The sequence below is a fragment of the Longinema margulisiae genome, from assembly GCF_025266855.1.
GTDB lineage: Bacteria > Spirochaetota > Brevinematia > Brevinematales > Thermospiraceae > Thermospira.
The window spans coordinates 1,513,549-1,539,337 of sequence record NZ_CP053071.1 but is presented as its reverse complement, the minus strand read 5'-3'; the positions used below and the strand labels follow the sequence as shown (position 1 = coordinate 1,539,337).

Annotated in this window: 20 protein-coding genes; 5 read left to right on the top strand and 15 right to left on the bottom strand. The window is 45.4% G+C overall.

All coding sequences use genetic code 11. From position 1 onward, the window contains the following. Positions 1–10 precede the first annotated feature (10 nt). Positions 11–559, bottom strand: coding sequence for a hypothetical protein (locus BREVNS_RS06850; RefSeq protein ID WP_483426278.1), 549 nt, complete (start codon positions 557–559; stop codon positions 11–13). A gap of 389 nt (positions 560–948) precedes the next feature. On the opposite strand from BREVNS_RS06850, the gene htpG reads away from it, so the two are divergent. Beyond that, on the top strand, positions 949–2,799 hold the full coding sequence (htpG, locus tag BREVNS_RS06845) for a molecular chaperone HtpG (protein WP_483426277.1): 1,851 nt from the start codon (positions 949–951) through the stop codon (positions 2,797–2,799). A gap of 387 nt (positions 2,800–3,186) precedes the next feature. Here the strand turns inward: htpG and ligA are convergent, their stop codons facing one another. The 13 genes from ligA to fusA all read right to left on the bottom strand — a co-directional run bounded on the left by ligA (position 3,187) and on the right by fusA (position 17,722). After that, positions 3,187–5,193, bottom strand: coding sequence for an NAD-dependent DNA ligase LigA (gene ligA / locus BREVNS_RS06840; RefSeq protein WP_483426276.1), 2,007 nt, complete (start codon positions 5,191–5,193; stop codon positions 3,187–3,189). A gap of 2 nt (positions 5,194–5,195) precedes the next feature. Beyond that, positions 5,196–6,422, bottom strand: a complete 1,227-nt coding sequence (locus BREVNS_RS06835; protein WP_483426275.1) for a pyridoxal phosphate-dependent aminotransferase — start codon at positions 6,420–6,422, stop codon at positions 5,196–5,198. A gap of 3 nt (positions 6,423–6,425) precedes the next feature. Beyond that, a complete protein-coding gene (locus tag BREVNS_RS06830; protein ID WP_483426274.1) occupies positions 6,426–7,931 on the bottom strand; it encodes a DUF4139 domain-containing protein in 1,506 nt (501 codons plus the stop codon). Beyond that, positions 7,928–8,317, bottom strand: coding sequence for a DUF192 domain-containing protein (locus BREVNS_RS06825; protein ID WP_483426273.1), 390 nt, complete (start codon positions 8,315–8,317; stop codon positions 7,928–7,930). Before BREVNS_RS06825 ends, BREVNS_RS06830 begins: the two co-directional genes overlap by 4 nt. Further along, complete coding sequence (locus BREVNS_RS06820) at positions 8,317–8,634, bottom strand: hypothetical protein (protein ID WP_483426272.1); 318 nt, start codon at positions 8,632–8,634, stop codon at positions 8,317–8,319. The genes BREVNS_RS06825 and BREVNS_RS06820 overlap by 1 nt, the downstream gene beginning before the upstream one ends. A gap of 16 nt (positions 8,635–8,650) precedes the next feature. After that, entirely contained in the window at positions 8,651–9,721 is a 1,071-nt protein-coding gene (locus tag BREVNS_RS06815) for a tetratricopeptide repeat protein (RefSeq protein WP_483426271.1), read from the bottom strand. A 244-nt stretch (positions 9,722–9,965) separates the two neighbouring features. Further along, on the bottom strand, positions 9,966–10,250 hold the full coding sequence (gene flgM, locus BREVNS_RS06810) for a flagellar biosynthesis anti-sigma factor FlgM (protein ID WP_483426270.1): 285 nt from the start codon (positions 10,248–10,250) through the stop codon (positions 9,966–9,968). Positions 10,251–10,293: 43 nt separating this feature from the next. After that, on the bottom strand, positions 10,294–10,986 hold the full coding sequence (gene rsmI / locus BREVNS_RS06805) for a 16S rRNA (cytidine(1402)-2'-O)-methyltransferase (protein ID WP_483426269.1): 693 nt from the start codon (positions 10,984–10,986) through the stop codon (positions 10,294–10,296). Continuing rightward, the gene (gene folD, locus BREVNS_RS06800; RefSeq protein WP_483426268.1) at positions 10,983–11,831 is read right to left on the bottom strand and encodes a bifunctional methylenetetrahydrofolate dehydrogenase/methenyltetrahydrofolate cyclohydrolase FolD; all 849 of its coding nucleotides are present in this window, start codon (positions 11,829–11,831) and stop codon (positions 10,983–10,985) included. The genes rsmI and folD overlap by 4 nt, the downstream gene beginning before the upstream one ends. Further along, entirely contained in the window at positions 11,821–12,207 is a 387-nt protein-coding gene (locus BREVNS_RS06795; RefSeq protein ID WP_483426267.1) for a hypothetical protein, read from the bottom strand. The genes folD and BREVNS_RS06795 overlap by 11 nt, the downstream gene beginning before the upstream one ends. A 2-nt stretch (positions 12,208–12,209) precedes the next feature. Beyond that, positions 12,210–14,582 carry a UPF0182 family protein gene (locus tag BREVNS_RS06790; protein ID WP_483426266.1) on the bottom strand — a complete coding sequence of 791 codons (2,373 nt, stop codon included), beginning with the start codon at positions 14,580–14,582 and terminating at the stop codon, positions 12,210–12,212. Between the two features lie 16 nt (positions 14,583–14,598). After that, the gene (locus BREVNS_RS06785; RefSeq protein WP_483426265.1) at positions 14,599–15,603 is read right to left on the bottom strand and encodes a hypothetical protein; all 1,005 of its coding nucleotides are present in this window, start codon (positions 15,601–15,603) and stop codon (positions 14,599–14,601) included. A gap of 13 nt (positions 15,604–15,616) precedes the next feature. After that, entirely contained in the window at positions 15,617–17,722 is a 2,106-nt protein-coding gene (fusA, locus tag BREVNS_RS06780) for an elongation factor G (RefSeq protein ID WP_483426264.1), read from the bottom strand. A gap of 874 nt (positions 17,723–18,596) precedes the next feature. On the opposite strand from fusA, the gene BREVNS_RS06775 reads away from it, so the two are divergent. From BREVNS_RS06775 to BREVNS_RS06760, 4 genes are all read left to right on the top strand, one after another. After that, positions 18,597–19,388, top strand: a complete 792-nt coding sequence (locus tag BREVNS_RS06775) for a tRNA (adenine-N1)-methyltransferase (protein WP_483426263.1) — start codon at positions 18,597–18,599, stop codon at positions 19,386–19,388. Positions 19,389–19,445: 57 nt separating this feature from the next. Next, positions 19,446–20,321, top strand: coding sequence for a hypothetical protein (locus BREVNS_RS06770; RefSeq protein ID WP_483426262.1), 876 nt, complete (start codon positions 19,446–19,448; stop codon positions 20,319–20,321). Continuing rightward, on the top strand, positions 20,318–21,223 hold the full coding sequence (locus tag BREVNS_RS06765) for a DNA-methyltransferase (protein ID WP_483426261.1): 906 nt from the start codon (positions 20,318–20,320) through the stop codon (positions 21,221–21,223). The genes BREVNS_RS06770 and BREVNS_RS06765 overlap by 4 nt, the downstream gene beginning before the upstream one ends. 863 nt (positions 21,224–22,086) lie before the next feature. Beyond that, entirely contained in the window at positions 22,087–24,375 is a 2,289-nt protein-coding gene (locus tag BREVNS_RS06760; protein ID WP_483426260.1) for a protein kinase domain-containing protein, read from the top strand. A 155-nt stretch (positions 24,376–24,530) separates the two neighbouring features. On the opposite strand, the gene BREVNS_RS06755 is transcribed toward BREVNS_RS06760, so the two are convergent. Continuing rightward, positions 24,531–25,763, bottom strand: coding sequence for a hypothetical protein (locus BREVNS_RS06755; protein WP_483426076.1), 1,233 nt, complete (start codon positions 25,761–25,763; stop codon positions 24,531–24,533). Between the last annotated feature and the right edge of the window lie 26 nt (positions 25,764–25,789).

Here is a 25,789-nt window from a genome sequence, read left to right as displayed (position 1 = left end):
AGACTTCCTCCTAAAATTTGTAGCCAGAAGAGGCCTCAAAAGTAAAATTCATCATAAAGCCTCCTGGCATATCGACCGCCGCCGCATATCCTCCCGCTACTGTAACCACAAAATGATCATAAAAAACCACCTCAAAACCAGGCCCACCACCCAAAGAAACTCGATAGACCTCTCTCTTATTTTCTAAAACGTATGGCATAGAGGTATACTGGTACGCAAAGCTTCCTCCACCCCAGACAAAAAGCATCCCCTTCATCGCCGTGGTATTCAACTGAGTAAAATGCAAAAACCACTGTTCCATAGTTCCCACCCAGAGAAAGAGAAGTTTACTCTCCTCAGAAGAAAAATACGGCGGCTCCTGCTGATAGCTTGGAAAAAAACTCACCTGCCATGCAAAGTTTTTTCCCACGTAATGTCGATAAAACAAACCACCGCCTGTGGTATATCCCGCATGAAGCCCTAAAAGGTTTTGAAAGTTCGTCTTGCCCCATACGTTTCCACCTCCTAAAAGAAGCATAACAAGAAAGCCCCAAACAAGGGATTGTCCTTTGGGTATCATAGGTATCCTCCTTATTGTATCTTGTTCGCCTTTATCATACGGACAAACGCGTTTGATGTCAATAGGCATTTGTCACAATTTTGAGACCTTTGCACGAATGGGCAAAGGTCTCAAAAAAGGAATAAAAAAACAAAAAACAGGATAAAAATATTTCTTCCCATAATAAAAAAGCCTATTTTTTGAATAAAAAAAGACAAATAAGCTCTTGTAAACAGAAAAAGCGGGGTTTCAGGGGCGTAGCCCCTGACCCAGATAGGGGAAGAAAACATCCGCGCAAGGGTCTTTTTTATCCGTGCAAGAGCGTGAGCCTTTTCCTTAGCTTTCAATTGACTTTTCCCTTTCTCCCTTTGTATATTTAATATAAAAACTCTGTAGAAAGGGAGAGAATAATGGAACGCTATCAGTTTCAAGCAGAAAGCCGTGAACTTCTTGACCTCATGGTCCATGCGATCTATTCACAGAAAGAGGTTTTTCTCCGGGAGCTTATTTCCAATGCTTCTGATGCGCTTGACAAACTTCGACTTCTATCCCTCACGAACAAAGATCTTGTTCCAGAAGGGCACGTATTTGAAATCAGACTGACCCCAGACCCTGAAAAAAGGACCCTCACTATTGAGGACACAGGGATAGGGATGAACCATGACGAACTGGTCAATAACCTCGGAACCATTGCCCGTTCTGGCACCAAAGAGTTTCTCCAGCAGATGAAAGAAAAAAATGCCTCAGCCTCTGATCTCATCGGACAATTCGGAGTGGGATTTTACTCCGTGTTTATGGTAGCCGATCGGGTAGAGGTTTTCACCAAAAAGGCTGGCGAAAAAGAGGCTTATCACTGGGTTTCTGATGGGAAGGGAGAGTTCACTATTGAACCCACAGAAAAGGAGTCCATCGGGACAAAAATCCTGATCCACCTCAAACCCGTGGATGAAGAAAACGGCATAGAGGACTTTACCTCCGAACATGTGATCAAAAGAATTGTGAAACGATACTCTGATTTCATTGCCTATCCGATCAAGATGAAGGTGATCAAAGAAGAAAACAAAGAGAAAAAAGAGGTGGACGAAACCCTCAACTCCATGAAACCCATCTGGACACGAAAATCCTCTGAGGTCACAGAAGAAGAATACCACGAATTCTACAAGCACCTCACCCACGACTGGGAGAACCCTCTCTCCACCATTACCATCCAGGGAGAGGGAACAGTGGAATTTCAGGCGCTTCTTTTTATCCCTTCCCGGGTACCCTTTGATATTTTCTATCAATCCTTTGAACCAAAGGTCAACCTCTATGTGAAGCGTGTGCTTATTCAGGAAAATGTGGACATGATGCTTCCCCGCTATCTCAGGTTTGTCGCCGGGGTTGTGGATTCTCCCGATCTCTCTCTGAATATCTCCCGTGAGATGCTTCAACAGGACAAAACCATCCTCCAGATCCGCAAGCGCTTGGTGAAAAAGGTGCTCGATACCCTTTCCGACATGCAGCAAAAGGAGAGAGAAAAATACAAGAAATTCTGGCAAGAGTTTGGCATGATTCTCAAAGAAGGGATCGGTGCAGATTATGAAAATAAGGAGAAACTGCTTTCTCTGCTTCTATTTGAGTCTTCCGCTGGAAGTGAACCGGTGACGCTTGAAGAGTATGTCAAACGAATGAAGGAAGGTCAAACAGAGATCTATTATCTCACCGGTGAATCTCGAAAAACCCTCGAACATTCCCCTTATCTGGAAGCCATTGCCGACAAGGGGTATGAAGTGCTTTTCCTCACCCAGGCCATTGATGAATTCATGATGAGTGCTGTGCATGAGTTCCAGGGCAAAAAATTCCGCTGTCTCAACAAGGAAGCCATAGAAGAAAAAACCCCTGAAGTCTCAGAGGAGGAAAAGCCGGTTATAGAAAAACTGCAAAGCCTTCTCTCCGATTATGTGCGGGAGGTAAAACTCTCCACGAAACTGGTCAATTCCCCCTCCTGCGTGATCACCAAAGCCTTTGAATTCAGTCCCCATGTGCGAAAGATTTTAGGGGACAAGTATCCCTTTGGCGATGAAAGGCGTACCCTTGAGATAAACCCCAAGCATACCCTCTATGAACGCTTCAAATCAATTTATGCAGAGAACAAGGACGACGAAAGGCTTGCCGATATTGCCCATCTTTTGTTCGGGTATGCCCTGATTGCCGAGGGAACACCACTCCCGGATCCGGCGAAGTTCAACACGGTACTTCTCAAGATGGCCGAAAAGGTATAAAAAGAGACCTTTGCACGAATGGGCAAAGGTCTCAAGAAAGTAATAAAAAAGCAAAAAGTAGTATAAAAATATTCCTTTACATAATAAACAAGCCTATTTTTTGGACAAAAAAAGACAAATAAGCCTTTGTAAACAGAAAAAGCGGGGTTTCAGGGGCGTAGTCCCTGACCCAGACAGAGGAAGAAAACACCCGTTCAAGGGTCTCAAAAAGAACATCCACCCGCAAAACGTGCCAACCAGTTTTCCCGCTGGATGGCACTTCTTTTTGTGCAAAACTCTGTGCAAAATGTGCAAAATGCTGTGCATTTTTTGAAAAAAGCTTGTGCCAAGGAAACCCTCTTTCAAGAAAACGCCCCTGGCACCTTGAGAGGATCTCTCTTGAGAAAACTATTCCAGGCTTTTCAAAAACTCATCTATCGGGAGCACAGGAATCCCCATCTTCTGTGCCTTGGCAAGTTTTGATCCCGGTGACTCACCCACAAGAAGAAGGGAGGTTTGTTTGGTCACAGAATCCTGGGGAATGCCTCCATGGGATTCAATGATCTCAAAGATTTTTTCCCTGGAGTAGGTTTCATGTTTTCCGGTGATACAGATATACTTTCCAGCGAGTTTGCCTTGTTGTTCCTGAGGCTTTTTGAATTCTCGGAGACGTATCCCGGCCTCTTTGAGGTCCTCGATGAGACGTTTTCCTCGTTCGCTTGCAAAAAACTCAACAAGACTCTTCGCTACCACCTCTCCTATCCCATAGAGACTCACAAAATCCTCGTACCTTGCCTTCTGGAGAGCCTCAAGGCTACCGAATTCCCGAGCCAAGATTTTTGCCGTTTCCTGACCCACATAATCAATCCCCAAGGCATAAAGAAAACGATCAAGGGAGATTTCTCTACGACTTTCAATACTCGCAAGAAGCTTTTCCACAAGCTTTTCCCCCATCCTCTCCATGGAAAGAAGACGCTCTCTCTGGTTTTTGAGTCGAAAGATATCTCCCAAGGTTCTCACAAGACCTTCGTCATAGAAACGCTCAAGAAGCTCTTCTCCCAAACCCTCAATATCCAGGGCCTGCCGTGATACAAAATGCCTGAGTCTCGCCTTGACCACTGCCGGGCATTCTGGATTAGGACAAAAGATGTCCACCTGATCAGCCTGGCGCTGAAGGGGAGTATGGCATACCGGACAATGGGTAGGTTCTTCTACAGGTTGAGCTCCCGGCGGACGCTTCTCCTTGACAACCCCCACCACCTTGGGAATAACCTCACCCGAACGCTCAACAACCAGCGTATCCCCATAATGAAGATCCAGTCGCCTCACCTCATCAAAATTGTGAAGGGTGGCTCGCTGCACCCTTGCCCCCGCGAGAAACACCGGATCAAAGATAGCCACAGGAGTGATAGTACCCTGTCTCCCGATCCCGAGTTCTACCTCTCGAAGGACGGCCTGGGCCGATGCCGGTTTGAACTTCCAGGCAATGGCCCACTTGGGGGTTTTGGCATCATATCCAAGCCTCTGCTGAAGACGGAAATCATCTGCCTTCACCACAATACCATCAATCTCGTAGGGAATTTCCTCTCGGTGGCTCTCCCAGTGTTTGTGGTAGGATTGGATATCCTCTATTTTTTGGCTTCGTATTCGATAGGGACAGATGGCAAACCCATGTTCATAAAGATAGGTCATACGATCATAGTGTGATGGTATCATGTCCTCATCCGGGAAACGAACCCCATACGCATAAAAATAAAGACGCCGCTGAGCGGTGACAGAAGAATCCAGTTGTCTCAGAGATCCTGCCGCTGCGTTTCTTGGACTCACAAAGAGTGGCTCTCCCTCCTCTTCACGCTGGCGATTAAGAGCAAGAAAATCCTCCCTATGCATCACCACTTCCCCGTAAACAACGAGTCTCTCAGGCACACTCCCCAAAAGACGCAAAGGAAGGTTGCGTATAGTGCGTACATTGGAGGTAACCACCTCTCCCACCTCGCCATTTCCCCGTGTAACACCCATGACAAGACTACCCTTCTCATAAATGAGTTCAATGGCCAGCCCATCAAACTTATGTTCAGCCGTCCATAAAATCGCCTCGTTTTCTATAGCCTGCTGAACACGTTTCACAAAAGCAAGAAACTCCCCCTCATTGAGCGCATTGGCTAAACTATACATCTTGTAGGGATGAGTGAAATTCTCAAAGGTTTTGAGTGGTTCTGCACCAATCCTCTGGGTTGGAGAATCAGGGCTCACAAGGGCAGGAAAACGCTCTTCCAGTTCCATGAGACGACGCATGGCCTCGTCATACTCTTCATCCGATATTTCAGGACTATCCAGTACATAATACCGGTAGTTATGATAGTGAAGGAATTCTCTCAGTTTTTCGATTTCCTCTCTTGCTTCCTCCAGTGTCATCCCTATTCCTCCTGTTTATACTCCGCAAAGAAGTCCTTGAGCCTTTTGGCCACCTCTTCCAGTTCTTTCACATCCGGCAAAAAGACAAAGCGAAAATGATCCGGTTTTGGCCAGTTGAAACCCGTTCCCTGAACAAGAAGAATATGCTTGGTACGAAGAATATCATAGACAAGCTTCATGTCGTCCTTGATATTGAAGCGTTTGGTGTCCACCTTTGGAAAGAGATAGAGAGCTCCCATTGGTTTCACGCAGGAGATACCCGGAATATCATTGAGAAGGGCATACGCATAGTCTCGCTGTTCCCTGAGTCTGCCCCCAGGTTTCACGAGATCATCAATACTCTGATATCCCCCAAGAGCCGTTTGAATGGCATACTGAGCAGGGACATTACTGCAGAGACGCATGGAAGCGACAAGATTGAGCCCTTCGATATAATCAGAAGCCCACTCTTTCTTGCCGGATATCATCAGCCATCCCACCCGAAAACCAGGAATACGATGGGACTTGGAGAGTCCATTGTAGGTCAAAACCAGGGTTTCATCGGTCATGGCGGCTATACAATGAGCTTTCGCCTCTTCATAGACAATCTTTTCATAAATCTCATCAGAGAAAATGATCAGCTTGTGTTCAACAGCCAACTTGATAATCTGCTCAAGAATCTCCACCGGATACACGGATCCCGTGGGATTATTGGGATTGATCACCACAATACCCTTGGTTTTTGGGGTGATTTTTTTCTTGATATCGGCAATATCGGGATACCAGTTGGCCTCCTCATCACACAGGTAGTGAACAGCCTTGCCCCCTGACAGGGTCACAGCCCCCGTCCACAGGGGATAATCCGGAGCCGGTACCAAGACCTCATCCCCATTGTCAAGGAGCGCCTGAAGAGAGAGAAGAATCAGTTCACTCACGCCATTTCCAATATAGATATCATCGATATCAATATCCATGATACCCTTGAGCTGATAATACTGCATAATCGCTTTTCTTGCCGAGAAAACCCCCTTTTCATGGGTATAGCCCTGAGCCTGCCTGAGATTGTACGCCACATCACGGATAATCTCATCCGGGGCATCAACACCAAAGCGAGGAGGGTTTCCGGTATTGAGACGAATGATGTTATACCCCTCCTGTTCCAATCGCTGAGCCTCGGAAACTACCGGCCCACGAATATCGTAGAAAATCCCTTCAAGTTTCTTGGATTTATGAAAGGTTCGATGTTCCATTGGTTATTCCTCCTGTTCGTAATACTCGGTATCTTTTGGATATTCTATAGTATAACCAAGCGAAAGAATTTTTTCTTCACCTGGTCGAAGAAGCAGATCCCATTTGAGTAGCCCATCATTGGTCTGAATAGTCCGGAGTTCTGCCTGGGTTTTATCAGTGGCTGTCACGTTCTTCAAAACAATCTTATCCTCCGCTGGAAGAGGAATCCTCTCCCAGAGGGCAAGCGAAATGGTTTTGTTGAGTCGATTTTTGACCGTGATTTTCCACACCTTTTCGTAAAGAATAGTAGAACGCAGGATGGTGGGATTCTCCCGATAGTCCCGGACCAATTCTCGCCTCACCTCAATGTCCCGTACCTCCATCCCCGGGAATTGATAACTCGTATGGGGAACCACACTTCGACTGAGGATATTTCTCTGTGTTTTACCCTGCGATTCTATGATCACCTCTCCTGGAATCAGCGTATAAGGAAGGGTATTGGAGAGAGTGATCGCATACCATCCCCAGCTGGACTTAGGAGCAAGCGCAAAATAGGAGTTGACAATGCCAACTTTTCTTGGTTCCCAGAGAGAGACCCTTGTCTCTTTTGAGAGAACATAGCGATTGGTGAGATGCCAGACCGTTCCCTGTCCTTCGGTAGTTTCCACTGGTGGAGTACTCAGAGCCATCTCATCCACTTCACTCAGCATCTCTTCTCTTGCCATAGCAGGTGCCGCAGCTTTGGTAAGACGACTCCGCGGGGCATACCGCTGAAGATAGAGTCGCAAACGAGGAAGCCTCTCCTCCATCTGTTGACTTCCATAAGGAAAACCTATGATCCAGAGAGAGGATACCTGTTCTAAAAACGCCTGAGAAGAAACAATCTCCACATCGGCCCGAAGAGTTTCCCTCTCTGCAGAAAGGGTATAACGAATTTTCCAGCCACCTGAAAGACTATAGCGAAGCAGCCCCCGATAGGGACGAGAAAATTCCACCACCCTCATCGGGATCACTCTCTGAGCCAAAAAACGATTGATCTCCTGGATTTTGGCTTCTGTAGAGCCAATATCCTGTCGAAGACTCTCTATATCCTCCCGCATCTGGCGGAGAGTTTCTTCAGCCAAGGAAAGTTGCCTTTCGTATTTTTCCATCAGTTCCGAGGTTTTTGCCCCTTGATTATTCGCAAGACCACGCAAAAGATCCTGATAGAGTTTTGTCCTCTCTATCTGAGAGGAGAGCTTCTGTTCCTGTTGCTGGAGTTTCTTTCGTTTCTGAGCCACCTCATTGGTGAGACTCATATACTCCTTGGCATACCCCATCACCTCTTCAGGATAGAGGTTGGTAACCTTTTCAAAGGTAATGGATATCACAGGCTGAAATTCTACATTCATAGCCCCTACCGGGATCATCACAGATGTCGCCTGATCAAGATTTTTCTCGATAACCACTCTATCCTGATAGATAAAAGCCTCCTGGGTCCAGGCAAAAGTTGCCCACAAAAGACTCACCACCATCACGTTTCTTCTCATAATTTCCTCCTCACTAACTCTTTTTTGAGTTGTTTACGAAAAATACCATAATGCCTCCAGATGATATTGGTTGTAGCGGGATTAAGTTCGAGCACATAGCGCACCTGTGCAGAACGAGATACCATAGTGTAGGTACTGAAAGGAGCCCCTTCGTGTATCTCAAGAACTGACAGATCCTCATCCACATACACAATGGGCATGGGAAGAGGGGTATTTTTCATCCAGAAGGCCACCTGTTGTGGCTTCGGAAAGACAAAAATCATCCCCGCCCAGTTTCCCCAATTGGTTCTGTACATCATCCCTGTTCTCTGTTCCTCTTCTGTCAGGGCAAGGGCAAAGACAAGCTGCTGGGTCAGAAGAGAGACAACAAGAAGGTTGGTAAACATCACTTTTCACCTCGCAGTCGATGATAATGACTCGATAAATCACACCCACAGTAGGGACAATTTCGCTGAAAGGCTGGTTTGCCATCTAAAAAGGTCATATCCACCACATGATGACACTGGGGACAGTGAATCACCCTATCTTCAAGCCAGTGAATCTGATGGGTAATATAGAGCCACAGGATCACCACTCCCAACCAGCCAGCAAATCCCCCTGACCAGAGAAGGGCAAGCCAGGTGGGCATCACCGTCTGTAAAAGCAAAAAGAAGGCAGCCCCAATACCTGCAATCCAGAGAAATTGCTTGAGTACCTTGATCATCCCTTTTTCCATCCCTTCATGGCGTTTTCACCCTATATATCATCATCTCAATAGTGGCCAAACTCTCCGTCGGAACGGGATTCACTAATAGCAGGGCTTCTTTTGCCCTTTCATAAGCCCAGAGGGCCTTCTGCGGAAACGCAAGATTTCTATACACCTCCCCCCAATAGAAGTACAACATTCCCCGACGAAAATGACTCTCACCATATTCATCTAAAGCCCTTTCAAAAAACACCTCACTCCACTCCCTTTGTTTAGAAAGGATGAAAAACCTTCCTATCAGAGAGAGAAGAGAGACATCCTCTGGATTTAGTGACAGAAGAAGAAGCGCCCTTGCTGTAAACCTCTGCCAATCGTTGACCTGACGAGAGGCATCCAAAATATTCTCCAGTATTTCTCGATTGGTAGAAAAATAAAGAGCCCTCTCTAAGACAAAGAGAGCCTCCCGGGCATTCCCCTCTTCAAGATAGAGCCGACCAGAGAGAAGGGTAAAAAGAATCTTGTCAGAAGGAGTTTTCACATAGGGATAATACTGCTGAATAGTTTTCAGGGCCTCAGTTCTATTTCCCGTTTTTCGAAGAAGATCAGCATACACATAGACCACTCTCGATTCCCGTGTATAACGTCGAAAAAGATTGGTGGCTACCTCCATGGCCTGGTTGGTTTGCCCCAGAAGAAAAAGAGCTGGCACCTGTCCTGCGACCAGAGAAGGGTCGGGCTTCTTACTCAACACCATATACTGCTGAAGAGAATCTAAAAGTCTTCTTGCCCCCTCTTCCCTCTGGGTAAACCAATTCTCGTGGAGTCCTCGATCATAGTATCGCGCGAGAAGTTCCCACAAAACCTCATTGGTGAAAGAAACATTGGTAAACGGTTCAAGAACAAGAGCCACGGGAAAGTAATAGGTTCTTGTTTCCCCCGAGCTATTTGAAAGAGAGAAATACTCTCCATTCGTGGAAGACCCCCAGAAGAGAACCACCCGTGAAGCAAGAAGCATCAGCGAAAGATTGGTATAATGAATATCTCGCTGAAGGGTGTACTGAAAAGCATCTAAATAGTAGCCTTTTTGAAGAAGAGGGGCCACCATATTCTCCTCTTGACAAAACCCCGCTATCCCCCATGTAAGAAAAAAAAGAAGCCCGCATCCTCTTTTCATTCACTCTTCCTGCACCTCTACGCTTTTCCACCAGTGTATTGTAAACAGGAGAAAGAGAAAAATCAAATTTCAAGAGCATGGAAGCTATAGCCCCCGCGGAGGAATACCATATCATCCATAAACCACAGAAATAAAAAAGCCGTCCCTGCGGACGGCCTTTTTATCTATCTTTCTCTTAGAGACCAAGAGCCTTCATGATCCTTTCAGCTACCGTCTCAAAGACCTCTTCCGTATTGTATTCACCTCGTTCCAGTTTAGCTTTCACTTCAGCCACTCTCTCCTCTCGAATATCCGGTGTCTGTCTCACCACGTCCTCAATCTTTGCCGCCTCAGCTAATTGCCTCGCCTCTTCAGAAATCTCAACCTCATCCGAGGTATCACGTCCGTCTCTTCTTGGGACCTTATTTATCTTGGTGTCCTGTGTTACTCCACGAAGAGGATCTACGCCACGAATTTCCATACAGTCCTCCTGTTATGTTTATCGGCTTTCGATCACCGACACTTTAGCCTTTTGTCTCTTTTTCTCGAGCCCATTTTTTCACGGCTATGGTCCATTCGCCCTCCTCTGGCAGCTCTCCCGAAAGAATGTCGCTTACTCTGCCAGAGAGCCAGGTTTCATGTACCTTGGTGATCTCTCTGCCTATTAGTATTTCGACATTTCCCCACGTTTCGTTTAGTTTCTGGAGAAATTTTTTTATCTGAAACGAAGAAACAAAGGCTACAAACGTTATCTCAAGGTTCTCATAAGCACGCAATATCTTCTGCAGTTTTCCAGGGGTTTTAGGAAGAAAACCCACAAACACCACATCTTTGGGGGATTCCCCTAAGACAGAAAGAATGGCTGTCAAAGCTGAGGGACCGGGAATAGGAACAACAGGAATACCCTTTTCCCTGGCACGTTCTACGACATACTTTCCCGGATCAGAGATCCCTGGAGTACCTGCATCCGAAACAAGGGCAATAGTCTCCCCCCTCAACAGAAGTTCCACGATACCCCGAGCACTATTGGCTTCATTGGCAGCAGACACCTGCAAAATAGGCTTATGAATACCAAAGTGGGTGAGGAGCTTTCTATGTCTATCAGGATGTTCACAGGCTATCCTGTCCACCCCTTTCAGGGTCTCGAGCGCCCGAACACTGATGTCCTCAAGGTTTCCAATGGGTGTGGCTACCACATACAACGTCCCCGTCTTCATGAACGGCACCTGGCAAGGGTATAGGTATTCCAGAGAAGTTCCGCCACTGTCATGAGTCCTACTCCTCCAGGGACGGGGGTAATAGCTGAAGCCACCTCCTTCACCCCCTCAAAATCCACATCCCCCACCAACCGGTATCCCTTGTCTGTCGTGGGATCATCCACCCGATTGATACCCACATCAATAACAATAGCCCCGGGTTTTATCATCTCCTGAGTAATCATACGCGGTTTTCCCACCGCCGCCACCACAATATCTGCCTGTTTCACCTCTTCAGCCAAGTTCTGTGTTCGAGAATGACAGATCGTTACCGTGGCATTGGCCTGCAAGAGAAGAGCCGCCATGGGCTTTCCCACAATATTACTTCGACCAATAACCGCGGCCTTCTTGCCAGAAACCTCTATCCCATAGTACCTCAGGATCTCCATCACTCCTTTTGGGGTACAGGGCTGGACAATAGGCTGCCCCAAAAAGAGTCTCCCTACATTGTAGGGGTGAAAACAATCCACATCCTTTGAAGGATCAATGGTTTCAAGAATCTCCTGTTCATTGATATGATCCGGCAGAGGAAGCTGGACTAAAATACCATCAACCCTTTCATCCCTGTTGAGAGAGAGAATAACCTCCTTGAGTTCCCCGGTGGTAATCCCCTCATCAAGCCGTATCACCTGGGAATCTATCCCCACCTCATGACAAGCCCGTTCCTTTGAGGCTACATACGAACGAGAGGCAGGATGATTCCCTACCAGAATCACCGCTAAATGGAGCTGCCTCTGAAATTCCTGCAGCACTTTCTTGAGTTCTTCTTTTCGTGCACTTGCCACTACCTTTCCATCAAGAATCATGGTTATCTCCTTTTTTCTCTTCGCTTTCTCCGTTTTGCTGTGATCCCAGGTTCATGAGATCCTTGACACTGAGAACCACAGGTTTCCATGGTCTCACTTCCCCTTCTGCTGGCTTTGTCTTGTCCTCTTCAAGCCAGGTATGAACAATCGCAGCAACCTTTTCCGCACAGGCCTGTATTCTCTCAGGATGACCTGATTTGAGGTACACTTTCAGGGCGCCTACATAATTCTTCTGGTCATAGAGCACATCCCCAATCCTCACAAGCCCATCCTGATAGCCAGCCTTCACAAAACAGGACAGGGCTTCCTTGTACCGCTTCTCCTGCATGAAGGCATTTCCCTGCCTGATCAACGCTACCCTTTCCTGTTCATCCATAGCTACTCTCCGGCTAACCCTCCCTCTCGTTTCAAAGCCTGAATCAGTTCCCCTGTGGTCTTGCCAAAATAGACCCTATCCCTGTACCAGGCTATCACAAGTGTCAATTGGGGAATAGGATTATACTGAGAACTCAGATAGAGAGGAACAATAGCCATCACATCCTTGCCCAGGGGAAGATAACGTACCACCCCCAAAGAGACCTCTGCATTTCTCTGCCCCCAGAGGGTAAAAAGCTTCGCAAGTTCATCATTCTGGTACAATTTCGCTTCTACCTGAGAGGGACCGGGAATACTTTCGGTTCTGGAAGAAACGTATTGATAGAGCTTCAAGCCATTTTCGTATATTCCAAAAAGCCATCCAGAAAGATTTTGCCTGTACATGGGGGTAAAGGGCACAAAAACCCCGGCCATCCTTTCCCCCCCTGCTTCCAAGAGAAGATAAAGGGGTTCATAGGGAAGATTAGTGGCCCCCTGTCTCACCACAGGGACTGTCCACACATCATCTCCATTGTAGAAACTTTCATGACTATCCATATGATAACGCCCAAAAACCTCAGCCTGAAGCGCTAACAGGGTATAGGGATAGCGAAAATGTTTCTTGAACTTTTCAGGAATCTCATCTGAAAAAAGTCTCCCCCCAAAAAAGCGAAGAGGAGCCACCAGGGGATCATGAGGGTCAACAACATAGTAGATCACATCCCCTGTATAGGCAGAGACCACCACCTTGACAGAATTGCGGATACTATTCACTATACCCCAGCGAGAGGAATACCTCTCTGCGAGAGGATAGCGTTTTGTCGTCGTGTAGCCGTCCACAATCCAGAAAATCTCCCCATCAACAACGACAGGATAGGGATCGGGGTCATAGGCAAGTTCTGGTACTAAGGCCTGAAGACGAGCAAGAAGCCTTCTTTTCCAGAGAACCCCACTCTGGGGGGTGATATAACGGGTGAGAACAATATTTTTCTCTCCAAAAGCCCTCGCAAAAGCCACCCTCCTGAAAAAGGAAAGTCTCACCCCATTGGTTCCTTCATAGACGGATTCTACCCTATTGGTGGAATCCGTGTACTCAAACTCCCTGACTTCCGTACGCACAAGAGCGTAGGGCAGATCGGATTCCCCCACATAGATCTGTGGCCGAGAAAGCCTCAGTTCCGGCACATCGGTTTCCAGGGAGAGATTTCGTACCCAGAAGATAGGCAGCCCCTCCGGTGTCGCTTTCTCAGCCGGGGAAACCACCACCCCAAACCCATGTGTGTAGCGAAGATGCATATTCTCCCAGCTTTTGACCTCAGGAAGAAAGTTATCCAGCGTCAGTTCCCGACAGGCAATCAACACCTGGACCAGCTGGTTGGAAATCTCATAGAAATCCACATCCGCATCAAAAAAATCAAAGTAGTTTCGTATGGTTTGCAGTTGCTTGATATTTTGGAGGTAAGGAATAGCATCCCATACTCTCACATGAGCAAGGCTTTCCAGTGTCGGTTCAAAAACAAAGGGTTCATACCGTAGCCCAAACGCCTCCCGTGTAGCTATTCGCCTTGCCTCAATAAAACGACGCTGTGCCCGAAGTTCATTGGGCTTTTCGTAGAATTCAGCAAGCCCCCACGGCCAGAGAAAGAAAACTAAAAGAGAGAGAATAAGACCCACACCCCCCTCAATCAAAAGACGGTTGAGTTTCAATTTACCCAAGAAAACGAGCACTATCCAGAAAATCCCAAGCCCCGTAAAGACCCCGACCGCTATCCACCACACAAGCAAAGTCCCATAGAAATCCGAAAAACCCACCCCAAGCCTTTTGTTCGGTTGCCAGACAAAAATCTCAAAAGAAAAAAGCATCCCCAACAAAGCACATCCAAAAAGGATGAGAAAAAGAAGAGAGAGACCCACCCAGTCCCTTTTTCCCCCCGCAATCAGAAAGGCATCTATCACTTTCAACACAACGAAAAAAAACACTCCATACCCTACCACAAATCTCCAGAAGGGAAGCCAGGACACATACCACATCACATCGAGATGAAGAAGAGACTCCTTCACCTGAGAAGGAGGAACAAGAAGAGCAAGCGTTCTCTCTCGAAACCACCACACCACCACTACCGAAACCAATCCCAACAAAAGCGAGAGAAACACCATTCTTCCATCCCATCGCCTGCGGATAACCCCAAACCAGAGCCACATTCCCACCCATGGCACCCAGAAAGCCGCCACCATCCACAGGCCATACCAGGCAAACTTTCTCCAGAGAAGAGAGGATGCCCCTATATCCCTGTACCACCAGTAATCAACAAGAAAAGGGAGCCCCATCCAGACCCCCACACCACTCAACCCTACTAGAAGGAGAATCCCAAGCGCCCAGAGCCACACCCGTCTCATAGAGATATCTTCCTACTCATGATTCTTCGTGTTTTTCTCTTTTTTTGAAAGAGGAAAAAAGCCCCTCTTTTGGCTTTTCATATTCTCGAAACACAAGGAGAACCTCTTTCACCACACGATTTGTTTTACCATCCTCCCCCTTGATAATATCAAGAAAAGGATAAAACTCAATATGTTTACAGATGACCACCCCTGGCTTCTCTTTACTCTCGTGAAGAGGCACTATCTCCTGCTTCTCTGTCAAAACCTGTGGAGAAAGAGAAGCCAACGTTTGATTGACCATGTAGCGTATCTTTTTCGTGAGAAGCGTAATCTCTGCCATCTCTGCCTGATACATTCGTTCAAACCTCTCCCCCATACTGGAAAGCGACAACTCTTCTTCCGTATCAGAAACCTCGACGCTTAAACCCTCTATATCAAAATACTCGTCTTCTCCCTTTTTGGCAAAAAGATCAAGAAAGGCCTTGTTGGCATATCGAATGGAGAGTACCGGGGTAGGAAAACTCTTCTTGAGAAAAAGGAGAAGTACAGGAAGAGGACAGAGATCCGCCACAAATTCAAACCTCTCCTGAAGTCTTTTGAGAGCACTGGTCTTCAACTGGTCGAAGTAGGTTATCTGTTTCATAAACTGATTGAGCACACTCCCAAGATTGCCCAAAATATCTTCGGTGGGAAAGGTCACCATGGAAAGGTTCTGATAGATATTCTCGTTTTTGACCATCCCGACCGTTCGTTCATAAAGCCTCTGATAATGGGTAAGCCCGCGAATATACACTAAAAAAAAGGTACCCAACGTTACCACCGTCCCTGCAAATCCCATCACCTGCATGAGGCGGAGAAGCCGAACAACCATACCTTCCTGGAGAAGACTTCTCCCAAAAACCGTTTTGAGTTCATCCTCAAGAATAGTTCCCATTACTCCCAACGCCAAAAAAAGAATCAAAATAATCGCTAAAAGCAACTTCAAAAAAAGGCTAAAAGGAAACACCGCTGGCGTCGTTCGACGTGATCGTATGGCCATCTCTTTCTATCCCCTATGCTTTGGCTTCTTCCTGTTCTTTTCGCATCTGTTCAGCCTGCTTTTTTGCCTTCTCATATTCACTCTGAGGAAGAATATCATAGTGACTGATCTCCATATCAAAGCGTCCCCTTCCGCTTGTCAGGGCATTGAGAGCAGGCGCATAGGCAAGCATTTCCGCATAGGGAACAAAGGCATTGATCACCGTAACGTCCTCAGAGATCTTGTCCATACCCTGAACCTTCCCCCGTCGGTTAGAGAGATCTCCCATAACACTTCCGATGGCATCCTCATCAACATACACCCGTACTCTGGCAATAGGCTCTAAAAGAACAGGTTTAGCCGCTTCAATGGCGAGTTTCATGGCATGAAGACCCGCAATCTTGAATGACATGTCCGAGGAATCCACCTCATGATAGGAACCATCATACACATCCACCTTGATATCCACCACAGGGTAACCAGCAATCACCCCACTCTCGCAGGCTTCACGGCATCCCTTTTCAATAGCCGGCACATAATTTTTGGGAATAGCCCCTCCAAAGATACTCTCCGTGAAAAGGAATCCCTCATTCCGCTTGAGAGGTTCTACCCGCAAATACACCTCCCCATACTGTCCATGTCCACCTGTCTGTTTCTTGTGTTTATAATGCCCTTCAGCCTTGGCTGTGATGGTCTCTTTGTAAGCAATACGGGGAACACGTGTCTCAAACTCAATCTTGTAGTGGTGCTGAATATAATCCAAAATATGCTTGGCCTGGATTTCCCCGATACAGGAAATCACCATCTCTTTGGTGATATCATTATACTCATAGGTAAACGTAGGATCCTGGAGATGAATCTGGTGAAAGATTTCGGCCAATTTGTCTTCGAGTTTGCGATCCTTGGCATGAATGGCCAAAAAATACGAAGGACTTGGGAATCTCACCGGCTCATAAAGCAGTGGTTTCGTTGGCTCAGTAATGGTATCTCCTGTATGCAGCGAGTCCAGCTTGGCAAAAACGGCAATATCTCCTGCTTCCAGTTCTTCGATCTCTTTGAGGTTTTTCCCGTTTATCATATAGAGGTGGGCAATCTTCTCCCTGGCATTGGCTCTCACATTGAGAATCTCATCTCCCATACGAATCTTTCCAGAGAGAATCCTCGCAAAAGAGAGCTTGCCTGCATAGGGATCAACGTATGTCTTGAAGACAAACGCCGAAAAGGGTTCCTCAGGATCCGGGTGGCGTTTGATGGTATGCTCGGGATGGTTGGGATCTTTTCCTATCTCCTCACCCACATAAAGAGGAGAAGGCAAAAACTGCACGATCACATCCAAAAGGGGTTGAATGCCAATACAATGAAGGGCACTTCCACAAAAGATAGGGATAAATTTGTTGTTCATCGTACAACTTCGAAGTCCTCTCTCCACCTCTTCTGGGGTCAGGGTTTCACCGCTGAGGTATTTCTCAATAAGGGTATCGTCTGTTTCAGCCACGGCATCAAAGAGTTTCTCCCGATAACTCTCAATTTTGTCTTTGAGAGAAGAAGGTATATCCTTCGTACGTTTGATTTCCTTGCCGGATGAAAACACAGATTCCAGAGAAACAAGATCAAAGGTTCCTACGAATTTCCCATTTTCTACAAGAGGCAACTCGAGAGGGATAACGGGTTTTTTGAATTTCTTCTCAAGGTCCTCCGCAATACCAAAAAAGTCTGCTTCAGGTTTATCCATCTGATTAATAAAGACGATACGTGCGATCTGATAATCATCCGCAAAATGCCAGTCTTTTTCTGTGTCAATCGTAATTCCATCCACGCCGGAAACCACAAAAATGATCCCTTCAACCGCACGAAAAGCACTTCGCACCTCTCCCACGAGATCAGGAATACCCGGGGTATCAAGGAGATTGATTTTGACATTATTCCATTCGGTATAGGCAAGTGAGGTATGGAGAGACATCTTTTTGGCTATCTCTTCGTCTTCGAAGTCCATCACGGTTGTCCCCTTGTCCACAGATCCCATCGTCGGAATCTGTCCACTCACAAAAAGAAGAGCCTCCGCAAGGGTTGTTTTTCCAGCATTTGGTGCCCCTGAAAGAGCCACATTCCTGATCCGTTTGGGTTCATAAATTTTACCCATACCATCCTCCCGATGCGTTTTTTCACCTATTATCTTAACACTGGTTCGAATTTTTGTAAAGAGTTTTTGGGGAAAAATATTTGGGTAGAAACGCTCCCGCGTGGGGCAAAAGAGGTGTTGTCCTCGTCGCATGCTACGTATGCGCCTCGGACAAACAAGGGGCCGCTTTTGCGGGCAAGGAGAAAAATATCCTCTCCTTCCATCCAGGGGAAGTCCTTCCTCCGTGGGCGACATTGCCTCGTCCTTGAGACTTCGGCAACCACAACTCGTCCTCCTGAGCCTTGCAACCAACTTTATAAACTGAGACCTTTGCACGAATGTGCAAAGGTCTCAAAAAAGTAATAAAGAAACAAAAATTAGTATCAAAATATTCCGTGCTGTAATAAATAAACCAATTTTTTTGAATAAAAAAGACAAACCGGCCCTTGTAAACAGAAAAATCGGGGTTTCAGGGGCGTAGCCCCTGACCCAGACAGGCAAAGAAAACATCCGTGCAAGGGTCTCAAACTTTACAAACCTTCAACTTTCAACTGATACGTACCCTCACTTCGGAAGGACTTTCCCGCTACAAGACCAGGAGTATACGACCGCAAAAGCGGCCCGGTAGGGTACAGAAAAAAAAGAGGTGGAGAAAGAACAGGCATTCTCTCACCAACCCGTGGAGATTGTTTCCCTAATATGGACTTCTTGCATATTGTACCGTGGCAGGAGCGATGGCTATTTCTTTGTTTCAGCCTCTCGTTTTGTAGCTGAAACAGGGTAATAGCCTTCTCCCTTCTTGAAAAAAAGCCTCTCCCCTCCCAAAGAGGGAAGTTCTGTATTTTTTTCGTTTCTTCCTTTACAATATAGGGGAAACAAACAGAAAGGAGCAGACATGCAAAAGGGCGAATGGCTCTATCTCTACCACGACGAACAAACGTACTTCCTTCCGTATGAACCAGGGGGGTGTTTTTCCACGCATTATGGAACCCTTCACTTTCCAGAAAATCTTGAATTCGGAGATCGTATAGAAACCAACAAGGGTGTGGCCTTTTACGTCCTTCGGCCTTCACTTGCCGACCTGATGATGAAGGTGAAACGGCGTACCACGATCATTTACCCCAAAGAGGCGGGAATCATTCTCTTAGAGCTCGGAATTGAGAGTGGTTCCAGGGTGATAGAGATTGGCTCTGGTTCTGGTTCGCTTACGGTACTTCTCTCCCGTATTGTGGGAAGTGAGGGAAGGGTGTATAGCTTTGAGAGACGACCTGAGCACCAGGAAATGGCCATCGCCAATGTGAAAAAGTTTGGCAAACCAGAGAGGGTAGAATTCATTCTGAAGGATCCTGTAGCCGAAGGGGGGTTTGGCATAGAGGGAGTGGACGCCGTCTTTGTGGACATTCCCACACCCTGGGTGATTGTCCCTCAGGTGTGGCAGGCCCTTCGTCCTGGGGGACATGTAGGATTTCTTTCCCCCAATATTGAACAGGTACAAACCACCGTGAAACGACTGGAAGAAACGGGATTTGTTCGTATCCGCACCATGGAGGTGTGGACCCGTGGAATCCGTGTGAAAGAATTCCTCACCCGTCCCTTTGACCGTATGATTGGACATACAGGCTATCTTTTCTTTGCCCAGAAGGTGAGTAGCCCGGCCCCAGAGTATGGACCGGAGTACTGGATTTGAAAAGACTTTGACTTTTTCTATGAAATAAGAATATAATATGAAGAGGAGAAAAAACACATGTCAAACTCTCTCTGGAATACAGCAATAGAAATCTCTTTTTTTCAAGAAGCATTAAAAAACAATTCTCCAGAAAAACTTTTCTATTACATTGGACAAAAGTATTATGCCTATGTTCCAAAAGATACGAAGAATAATGGGCAAACTCTTCAAAGTAGAAATGCCTTGATTGGAGATTTTACAGAAAAATGGTGTCAAGAACTTTTATCTCCACTTGCAAAAGAAAATTCCCTTTATGCTATAAATGGAGTTGTTTGTGAAGAGATTGGCCTCACCAAACAATCTCCAGCTGACTTGGCCTTTTGTACTTCGTCGGAAACAATACAAAAACCTGAGAATATAAAGCTTATCTTTGAAATCAAAATGAGTATTGTTTCAAATTACGAATATGATCATCAAAGCAATAAAATAAAATATATAGGTGATTATACCTCTCATCAAGGAAATCCTTCTCTTTTACGCTCTGATAGTATGCTTAAAGCCATGGGGAAGGCTATCGCGATCAGGGTATCTAGCCCAGCATCCGCTTCTATTCCTATTATAGTTTTAGGCAATAGTCCTATTTCCGAAAGCTATAAAGAAAAAGTAGATTTTCTCAAAAGTTGCGGAGTCATTCAAGGCTTCTGGTCGTTATATCCAAATCCAACGGAAAAACACTACATAAAAGAAACCCCTAAACAAGGCTTTTTAACTATAGAAAATATAAATATGCTCAAAGGATATCTAACAAAGATTTTAAACATGAAACTTTTATATTTTTCTTCCATGATTCCTAAAGAGAAATTAGGAGAAATTATACGTCTGGCTAATGAATTTTCAAGTGATGAAGAAGAAAAGGCTATAAAATTTCTCGAATATCTGAGGGAGTGTTCATGAAAAGACAAAAAGGAACCGAAACCAGCGCTTTTGGAACACCTGGACGTATCAATCATGATAGTACACGTTTTTACAATTCTAAACTTTACAAAGAACTAAAGGTTCATAAAATAGTAGAAAATAAAGAAAACTTGTTTCCAGAATCTTACCTTAATACCATTATTCTTGGCTCAGCAGAACATATGAAAGAAATCCCTGATTGTTCAGTTCATTTGATGATAACTTCTCCTCCTTATAACGTTTCAAAAGAATATGACCAAGATCTCTCTCTTGAAGAATATTTACATCTCCTAGAAAAGGTATTCAGAGAAACCTACCGCGTTTTGGTAAATGGGGGAAGGGCTTGTGTTAATGTCGCCAACTTAGGAAGAAAACCATATATTCCACTTTCTGATTACATTTCACGAATGATGATTGAAATAGGTTTTTACATGCGAGGAGAGATTATCTGGAACAAGGCCTCTAGTGCCAGTCCCTCTACAGCCTGGGGAAGCTGGCAAAGTGCCGCCAATCCCACCCTTCGAGATGTTCACGAGTATATTTTAGTTTTTTCAAAAGGGAATTATAAACGAGATAAAGGAAATAAAGAAGATACTATAACAAGAGACCAATTCATAGAATGGACTAAATCTATCTGGACATTTCACGCAGAAAGTGCCAAAAGAGTAGGACACCCTGCCCCATTTCCAGTAGAACTTCCGTATCGATTGATTCAACTTTATTCTTTCAAAGGAGATATTGTTCTTGATCCTTTCATGGGCAGCGGTACAACTGCTTTGGCATCTCTTATGTCCAAGAGGTATTATGTGGGATATGAAATTAACGAAGACTACATTAACCTTGCCAATAAAAGAATAGCTTGTTGGAAAGAAAAGTCACAAAATTTATTTGAAAAAACATAAAAAGTCTATTACAAACTGCTCTTCTGACTTTTTTAGAGGAGAGACTTGATCTCTGAAACTTTATGTTTTCGTTGAAATGGACTTATTTGTGTTTTGCTTTCAAAAAAAATTACTTTTCGAAACCATTGTGCAAACAGGCCCCTTCTGGCAAAAAGACATTTCGAGACCTTTGCACGAATGTGCAAAAGGTCTCGAAAAAGTGGTGAAAAACAAAATGAGACCTTTGCACGAATGTGCGAAGGTCTCAAAAAAGTGGTAAAAAACAAAAAATAGTATAAAAATATTCCTTAACGTAATAAATAAAACTATTCCTTTGAACAAAAAAAGACAAATAAGCCCTTGTAAATGGAAAAAACGGGGTTTCAGGGGCGTAGCCCCTGACCTAAAGAGGGGAAGAAAACACCCGTGCAAGGGTCTCAAAATATAGTATGAAAATATTCTTTGCAGTAATAAATGACCCTATTTTTTTGAATAAAAAAGACAAACAAGCCCTTGGAAATAGAAAAAGCGGGGTTTCAGGGGCGTAGCCCCTGACCTAAAGAGGGGAAGAAAACACCCGTGCAAGGGTCTCATTTCATATTTAGAGACCTTTGCACGAATGTGCAAAGGTCTCAAGAAAGTAATAAAAAGCAAAAAGTAGTATAAAAATATTTCTTTCCATAATAAACAAGCCTATTTTTTTCATAAAAAAAAAGACAAATAAGCCCTTGTGAACAGAAAAAGCGGGGTTTCAGGGGCGTAGCCCCTGACCCAAACAGGGGAAGAAAACACCCGTGCAAGGCTCTCATTTATACAATGCTCTCAGGCTATTGACTTTTTTCCCCTTTCCTGCTACGATATAGCAGAACAAAAAAGGGGGCTATATGCGCACCCTTGAACCTCTCAAACGGGATTATGAGATTCTCTCACCCCTTGCTGAAACGGGGCAATCACGTATTTTTTTAGGTCGGCGTCTCTCTGATGGAAGAGACGTCGTGATCAAAACCCTCCAGGTTGTGTCCACCAGACCAGAGGAGGTATTTCGCCTTCGTCGTGAATATGGAATGCTTCGAGAACTTGATATTGATGGAGTAGTCAGAATCTATGATCTACGAGAAATCGATGGTGTCCCTGCGCTGGTGATGGAAAGATTTGAAGGAGTCACCCTCCAGAAATACTTAGAAAAGTACCCCAGTGGTGTACCACTCAAGCTCTTTTTCCCGATAGCCCTGCATGTGGTTTCAACGTTAGCCGAGGTACACAAGCGTGGTATCCTTCATCTCGACCTCAAACCAAGCAATATCCTCATCTCTCAGAAAAGGGTGTGTCTCACTGATTTTGGGATCTCTCAGATAGCCGGAACCGTGATGGGAAATATCCTGGAGGGGAGTCTTCCCTACATGTCTCCAGAACAGACGGGACGAACCTCCTTTTCTGTGGATCAGCGAAGTGATCTCTACTCCCTTGGCGTGGTCTTTTATGAGATGATTTCCGGCCGACGCCCCTTTGAGGCAAAGGATATGGCCGGGTGGGTCCATGCCCATCTTGCAGAAAAGCCACAAAGCCCTGAGAAAATCTCCAGTTGTCCCTCTCTTCTTGCGGCTATCATCATGAAACTTTTGGAAAAAGACCCTGGAAAACGTTACCAGAGTGCCTATGGTCTTCTCTATGATCTTCACAAGGCCTATCAGAGGTACCAAAAAGAAGGAGAATGCAAAGAATTCCCGTTAGGGGAGAGAGACTTCTCTCCAAAACTTCAATTCTCTCGAAAACTCTACGGCCGAAGCAAAGAAAAAGAAACCCTTGATGAAATGATGAGAAGAAGCCTCTTGGGAAGCCTCCAGCATGTTGCGCTTGTGGGTGAAAAAGGCGTTGGCAAGACACGCCTTCTTGAGACCATCGAAGCCGACTACCAGAGTCGTGAAATGTGGAGAGTCAGGGTGGGATTCTCCCGGGAAAGACAATCCACACCCTACCATGGTCTCAGGCAATTTCTCTATGATATTCTTCAACAATTTTATATCCTTCCTGTGAGCGAACAAAAGGCTCTTCAGGAAGCCTGGGAGAGAATGGCCGACCAGGGAAAGGCTCTCACCCTTATCTTGCCCGAAATGGAAAAGGTCTTTGTGCCAAGAGGGGAAATAGAAACCTTAGACCCTGAAGCTGCTCAGCATCGGCTTTTGTATGTTTTTAGTGAGTTTTTGCAACTTCTCGTTTCAAGAAAAAGACCCCTGTGGCTTATCCTTGATAGAATCCAGTGGGCCGATCAGGAAAGTCGACTTCTCTTTCTCTATCTTGCAAGGCAAAACCTCTCTTATATCGGGATAGTCACCGTCTTTCAGGGGAGCGTTTCCGAGTGGGAAGCCTTTTCCCGATGGTTTGAAAAAGTCCCCTATCGCCTTGTTGAGATGAAGGGATGGGGAGAAGAGGAGATTGGCCTATGGCTTGCCGATCTCTTCGCGAAAAAACCTGAGGAAGTGCTGGAATTAGCAAGGATCTTTTTGGAAAAAACAAAGGGTAATCCACTTCAGTGTGAAACTCTCATGCAAGAGTTAACCAGAGAGGAACTGGTCTTTTTTGACGGCTATCGGGGCTGGAAATGGAAAGAGAAAGAGATCCTCGCCTATCAGAGTGCTCAAAGTGGCCAGGAGGTGCAAAAGATCCTCGAAAGCTTCGATGAGGATAGTCGTCGGTTAGTGGCACTTGCCAGTTGTATCGGGAATCGCTTCACCCTGGAAATGATGGGGAACGTGATAGGAGTGTCGGAGGAAGAAACCCTTTCTCTTCTTGACCCCTTGATAGAGAAAAAACTGCTCTCCCTTCAGACAGGCATGATTGTCTGGAGTCATCCTCAAACTCGAGAGGCGGTGTACCTGGCCCTTACCGAAAAGGAAAGATGCCTCTCCCATTACTTAGTAGGGAGGTATTTTCTCCAGCAGGGGATAGAAACCTTTGAGGACAAAATATACTTCGTCCTGGATCATGTACTCAAGGGGTTATCATGCGCCCAGCCTGAAGAAGAAGGAGAAATGATCCTCTCCCTTGTGATGCGGGTGGTAGAACAAAACAAACAATCAGGGGCTTTTGCTGCGTCGTATGAAACCCTTTCACAGGTCAGTTCTCTTGTGGCTACAACAGGAAATATTCGATTACGTTTCCAACAGGAGACCTGAAAGAGAGAGAAAAGGATAAAGAAGTTACCCCTGGCTCAAAAGATTTTTGTCAACTGTAGTATACAGGGAACATTTTAGATAAACAAGTTTTTTCTGGGGAAAGTACCCTTTTTAGGCCATAAAACAGGGCAATAAGTACGTACCATCCCTATGTTTTATATCACATCCTGCCAGTAGACACCATCGATAGCCTCATCACGATTATAGTAGTAATGCAAACGCACAGCAAGAACATTGGTTGCCCCTTCTCTTTTCCATACCCCTACATCCATTCTCTGGTTTATGGTTCGCATCACCCGTTCTGCCCTTGAGGTTGTTCCTGGCAAACCATCTTCACTGTCACAGGCGAACATGTCTTTTTGAGCACGAAGAAGATAATAAAAACAATGTTTGCGCCCTTTTTCGTGAAATAAGTCAAGAAGATTCTGAATATGCTGTCTGCGCTCGCTTTGATAACCAAGTCTTGTTTGCCAGTCATTTTTGTACCCCAAGAAACAGGCTTTCCCTGTTTCAGCGACAATATTTGTCCACTCAGAAGAACGATATCTCACTCTATCAAGACGAAGAAAATACTTCAATTGATAACTTACATGCCACAAACATCGTTGAAAAACGATACCGGGATGTTTGCCCTGGTTAATCCCTGTATCTCCATCGACAACAAGAAAAAACCGAGAAAAAGAGTGTTTTTCTTGAATGGGCTTAAGAAGTTTGTCCCAACCTGCATGGTAATTATCCACAAGAAGGCCTGCTATTCTTGTATTTTTTCCTGTCAATGGGGAGGCTTGTTGCCTCTCCTGCAAAAGAATTTTAGCTTCTTCTCCTTTTTTCTTGCCCTGAACAGGAATACCCGTCCCATCGGCTTCTCCACAGGGTTTTTCTTTTTCTGAGATACTGAAATGTATCTTTCTCCCAATATTTTGAAGGTTTTTCCAGAGGGTGCTAAGACCTATTTTATACCCTGTGAAGGAAAGAATACGAGCGGCCACTCGATAGGTGGTAAGAGCCCCGGCTAAAGCCACTCTGTAGATATCTTTCAGGATTTGCCTTTTTCGCTTTTCTACACCAAGAAGAGATCTTGTGAGAAAAAGTTTTCTTCCACACTTTTTGCATTGAATTTGGAGCTGAGGAAGAGTGATCTTTCCAAAGGGCATCAGAACAAAAACAGTGTTTTTTCCATGCTTTGTTTTCCATATGAAGTGATGTTTTTCTCCGCATGTACAGGTGATACGACCTTCTTTTATTTCTTTTTCTGCCACTTCTACAGAAATCTGATGAACAAATGACTCAAACACTCCTTTGATGGCCTGGAGAAAAACCACCACTAACGTCTCAAGTTTTGTGTCAGGGTAGTCGATAGTCAAAGTGAAGGTGAATTCTTTACGCATGGGTTCCTCCTTGTGTCCTATTATCG

What these genes read in the sequence shown, in the direction of transcription:
- BREVNS_RS06815 (WP_483426271.1), bottom strand. Translation starts at nt 9,721, where the DNA reads ATGGTGGCCCCTCTTCTTCAAAAAGGCTACTATTTAGATGCTTTTCAG.
- folD (WP_483426268.1), bottom strand. Translation starts at nt 11,831, where the DNA reads ATGATTCTTGATGGAAAGGTAGTGGCAAGTGCACGAAAAGAAGAACTC.
- BREVNS_RS06755 (WP_483426076.1), bottom strand. Translation starts at nt 25,763, where the DNA reads ATGCGTAAAGAATTCACCTTCACTTTGACTATCGACTACCCTGACACA.
- fusA (WP_483426264.1), bottom strand. Translation starts at nt 17,722, where the DNA reads ATGGGTAAAATTTATGAACCCAAACGGATCAGGAATGTGGCTCTTTCA.
- BREVNS_RS06820 (WP_483426272.1), bottom strand. Translation starts at nt 8,634, where the DNA reads ATGATCAAGGTACTCAAGCAATTTCTCTGGATTGCAGGTATTGGGGCT.
- BREVNS_RS06775 (WP_483426263.1), top strand. Translation starts at nt 18,597, where the DNA reads ATGCAAAAGGGCGAATGGCTCTATCTCTACCACGACGAACAAACGTAC.
- BREVNS_RS06835 (WP_483426275.1), bottom strand. Translation starts at nt 6,422, where the DNA reads ATGGAACATCGAACCTTTCATAAATCCAAGAAACTTGAAGGGATTTTC.
- htpG (WP_483426277.1), top strand. Translation starts at nt 949, where the DNA reads ATGGAACGCTATCAGTTTCAAGCAGAAAGCCGTGAACTTCTTGACCTC.
- BREVNS_RS06850 (WP_483426278.1), bottom strand. Translation starts at nt 559, where the DNA reads ATGATACCCAAAGGACAATCCCTTGTTTGGGGCTTTCTTGTTATGCTT.
- rsmI (WP_483426269.1), bottom strand. Translation starts at nt 10,986, where the DNA reads ATGAAGACGGGGACGTTGTATGTGGTAGCCACACCCATTGGAAACCTT.
- BREVNS_RS06830 (WP_483426274.1), bottom strand. Translation starts at nt 7,931, where the DNA reads ATGAGAAGAAACGTGATGGTGGTGAGTCTTTTGTGGGCAACTTTTGCC.
- BREVNS_RS06795 (WP_483426267.1), bottom strand. Translation starts at nt 12,207, where the DNA reads ATGGATGAACAGGAAAGGGTAGCGTTGATCAGGCAGGGAAATGCCTTC.
- BREVNS_RS06770 (WP_483426262.1), top strand. Translation starts at nt 19,446, where the DNA reads ATGTCAAACTCTCTCTGGAATACAGCAATAGAAATCTCTTTTTTTCAA.
- ligA (WP_483426276.1), bottom strand. Translation starts at nt 5,193, where the DNA reads ATGACACTGGAGGAAGCAAGAGAGGAAATCGAAAAACTGAGAGAATTC.
- flgM (WP_483426270.1), bottom strand. Translation starts at nt 10,250, where the DNA reads ATGGAAATTCGTGGCGTAGATCCTCTTCGTGGAGTAACACAGGACACC.
- BREVNS_RS06790 (WP_483426266.1), bottom strand. Translation starts at nt 14,582, where the DNA reads ATGAGACGGGTGTGGCTCTGGGCGCTTGGGATTCTCCTTCTAGTAGGG.
- BREVNS_RS06825 (WP_483426273.1), bottom strand. Translation starts at nt 8,317, where the DNA reads ATGTTTACCAACCTTCTTGTTGTCTCTCTTCTGACCCAGCAGCTTGTC.
- BREVNS_RS06765 (WP_483426261.1), top strand. Translation starts at nt 20,318, where the DNA reads ATGAAAAGACAAAAAGGAACCGAAACCAGCGCTTTTGGAACACCTGGA.
- BREVNS_RS06785 (WP_483426265.1), bottom strand. Translation starts at nt 15,603, where the DNA reads ATGGCCATACGATCACGTCGAACGACGCCAGCGGTGTTTCCTTTTAGC.
- BREVNS_RS06760 (WP_483426260.1), top strand. Translation starts at nt 22,087, where the DNA reads ATGCGCACCCTTGAACCTCTCAAACGGGATTATGAGATTCTCTCACCC.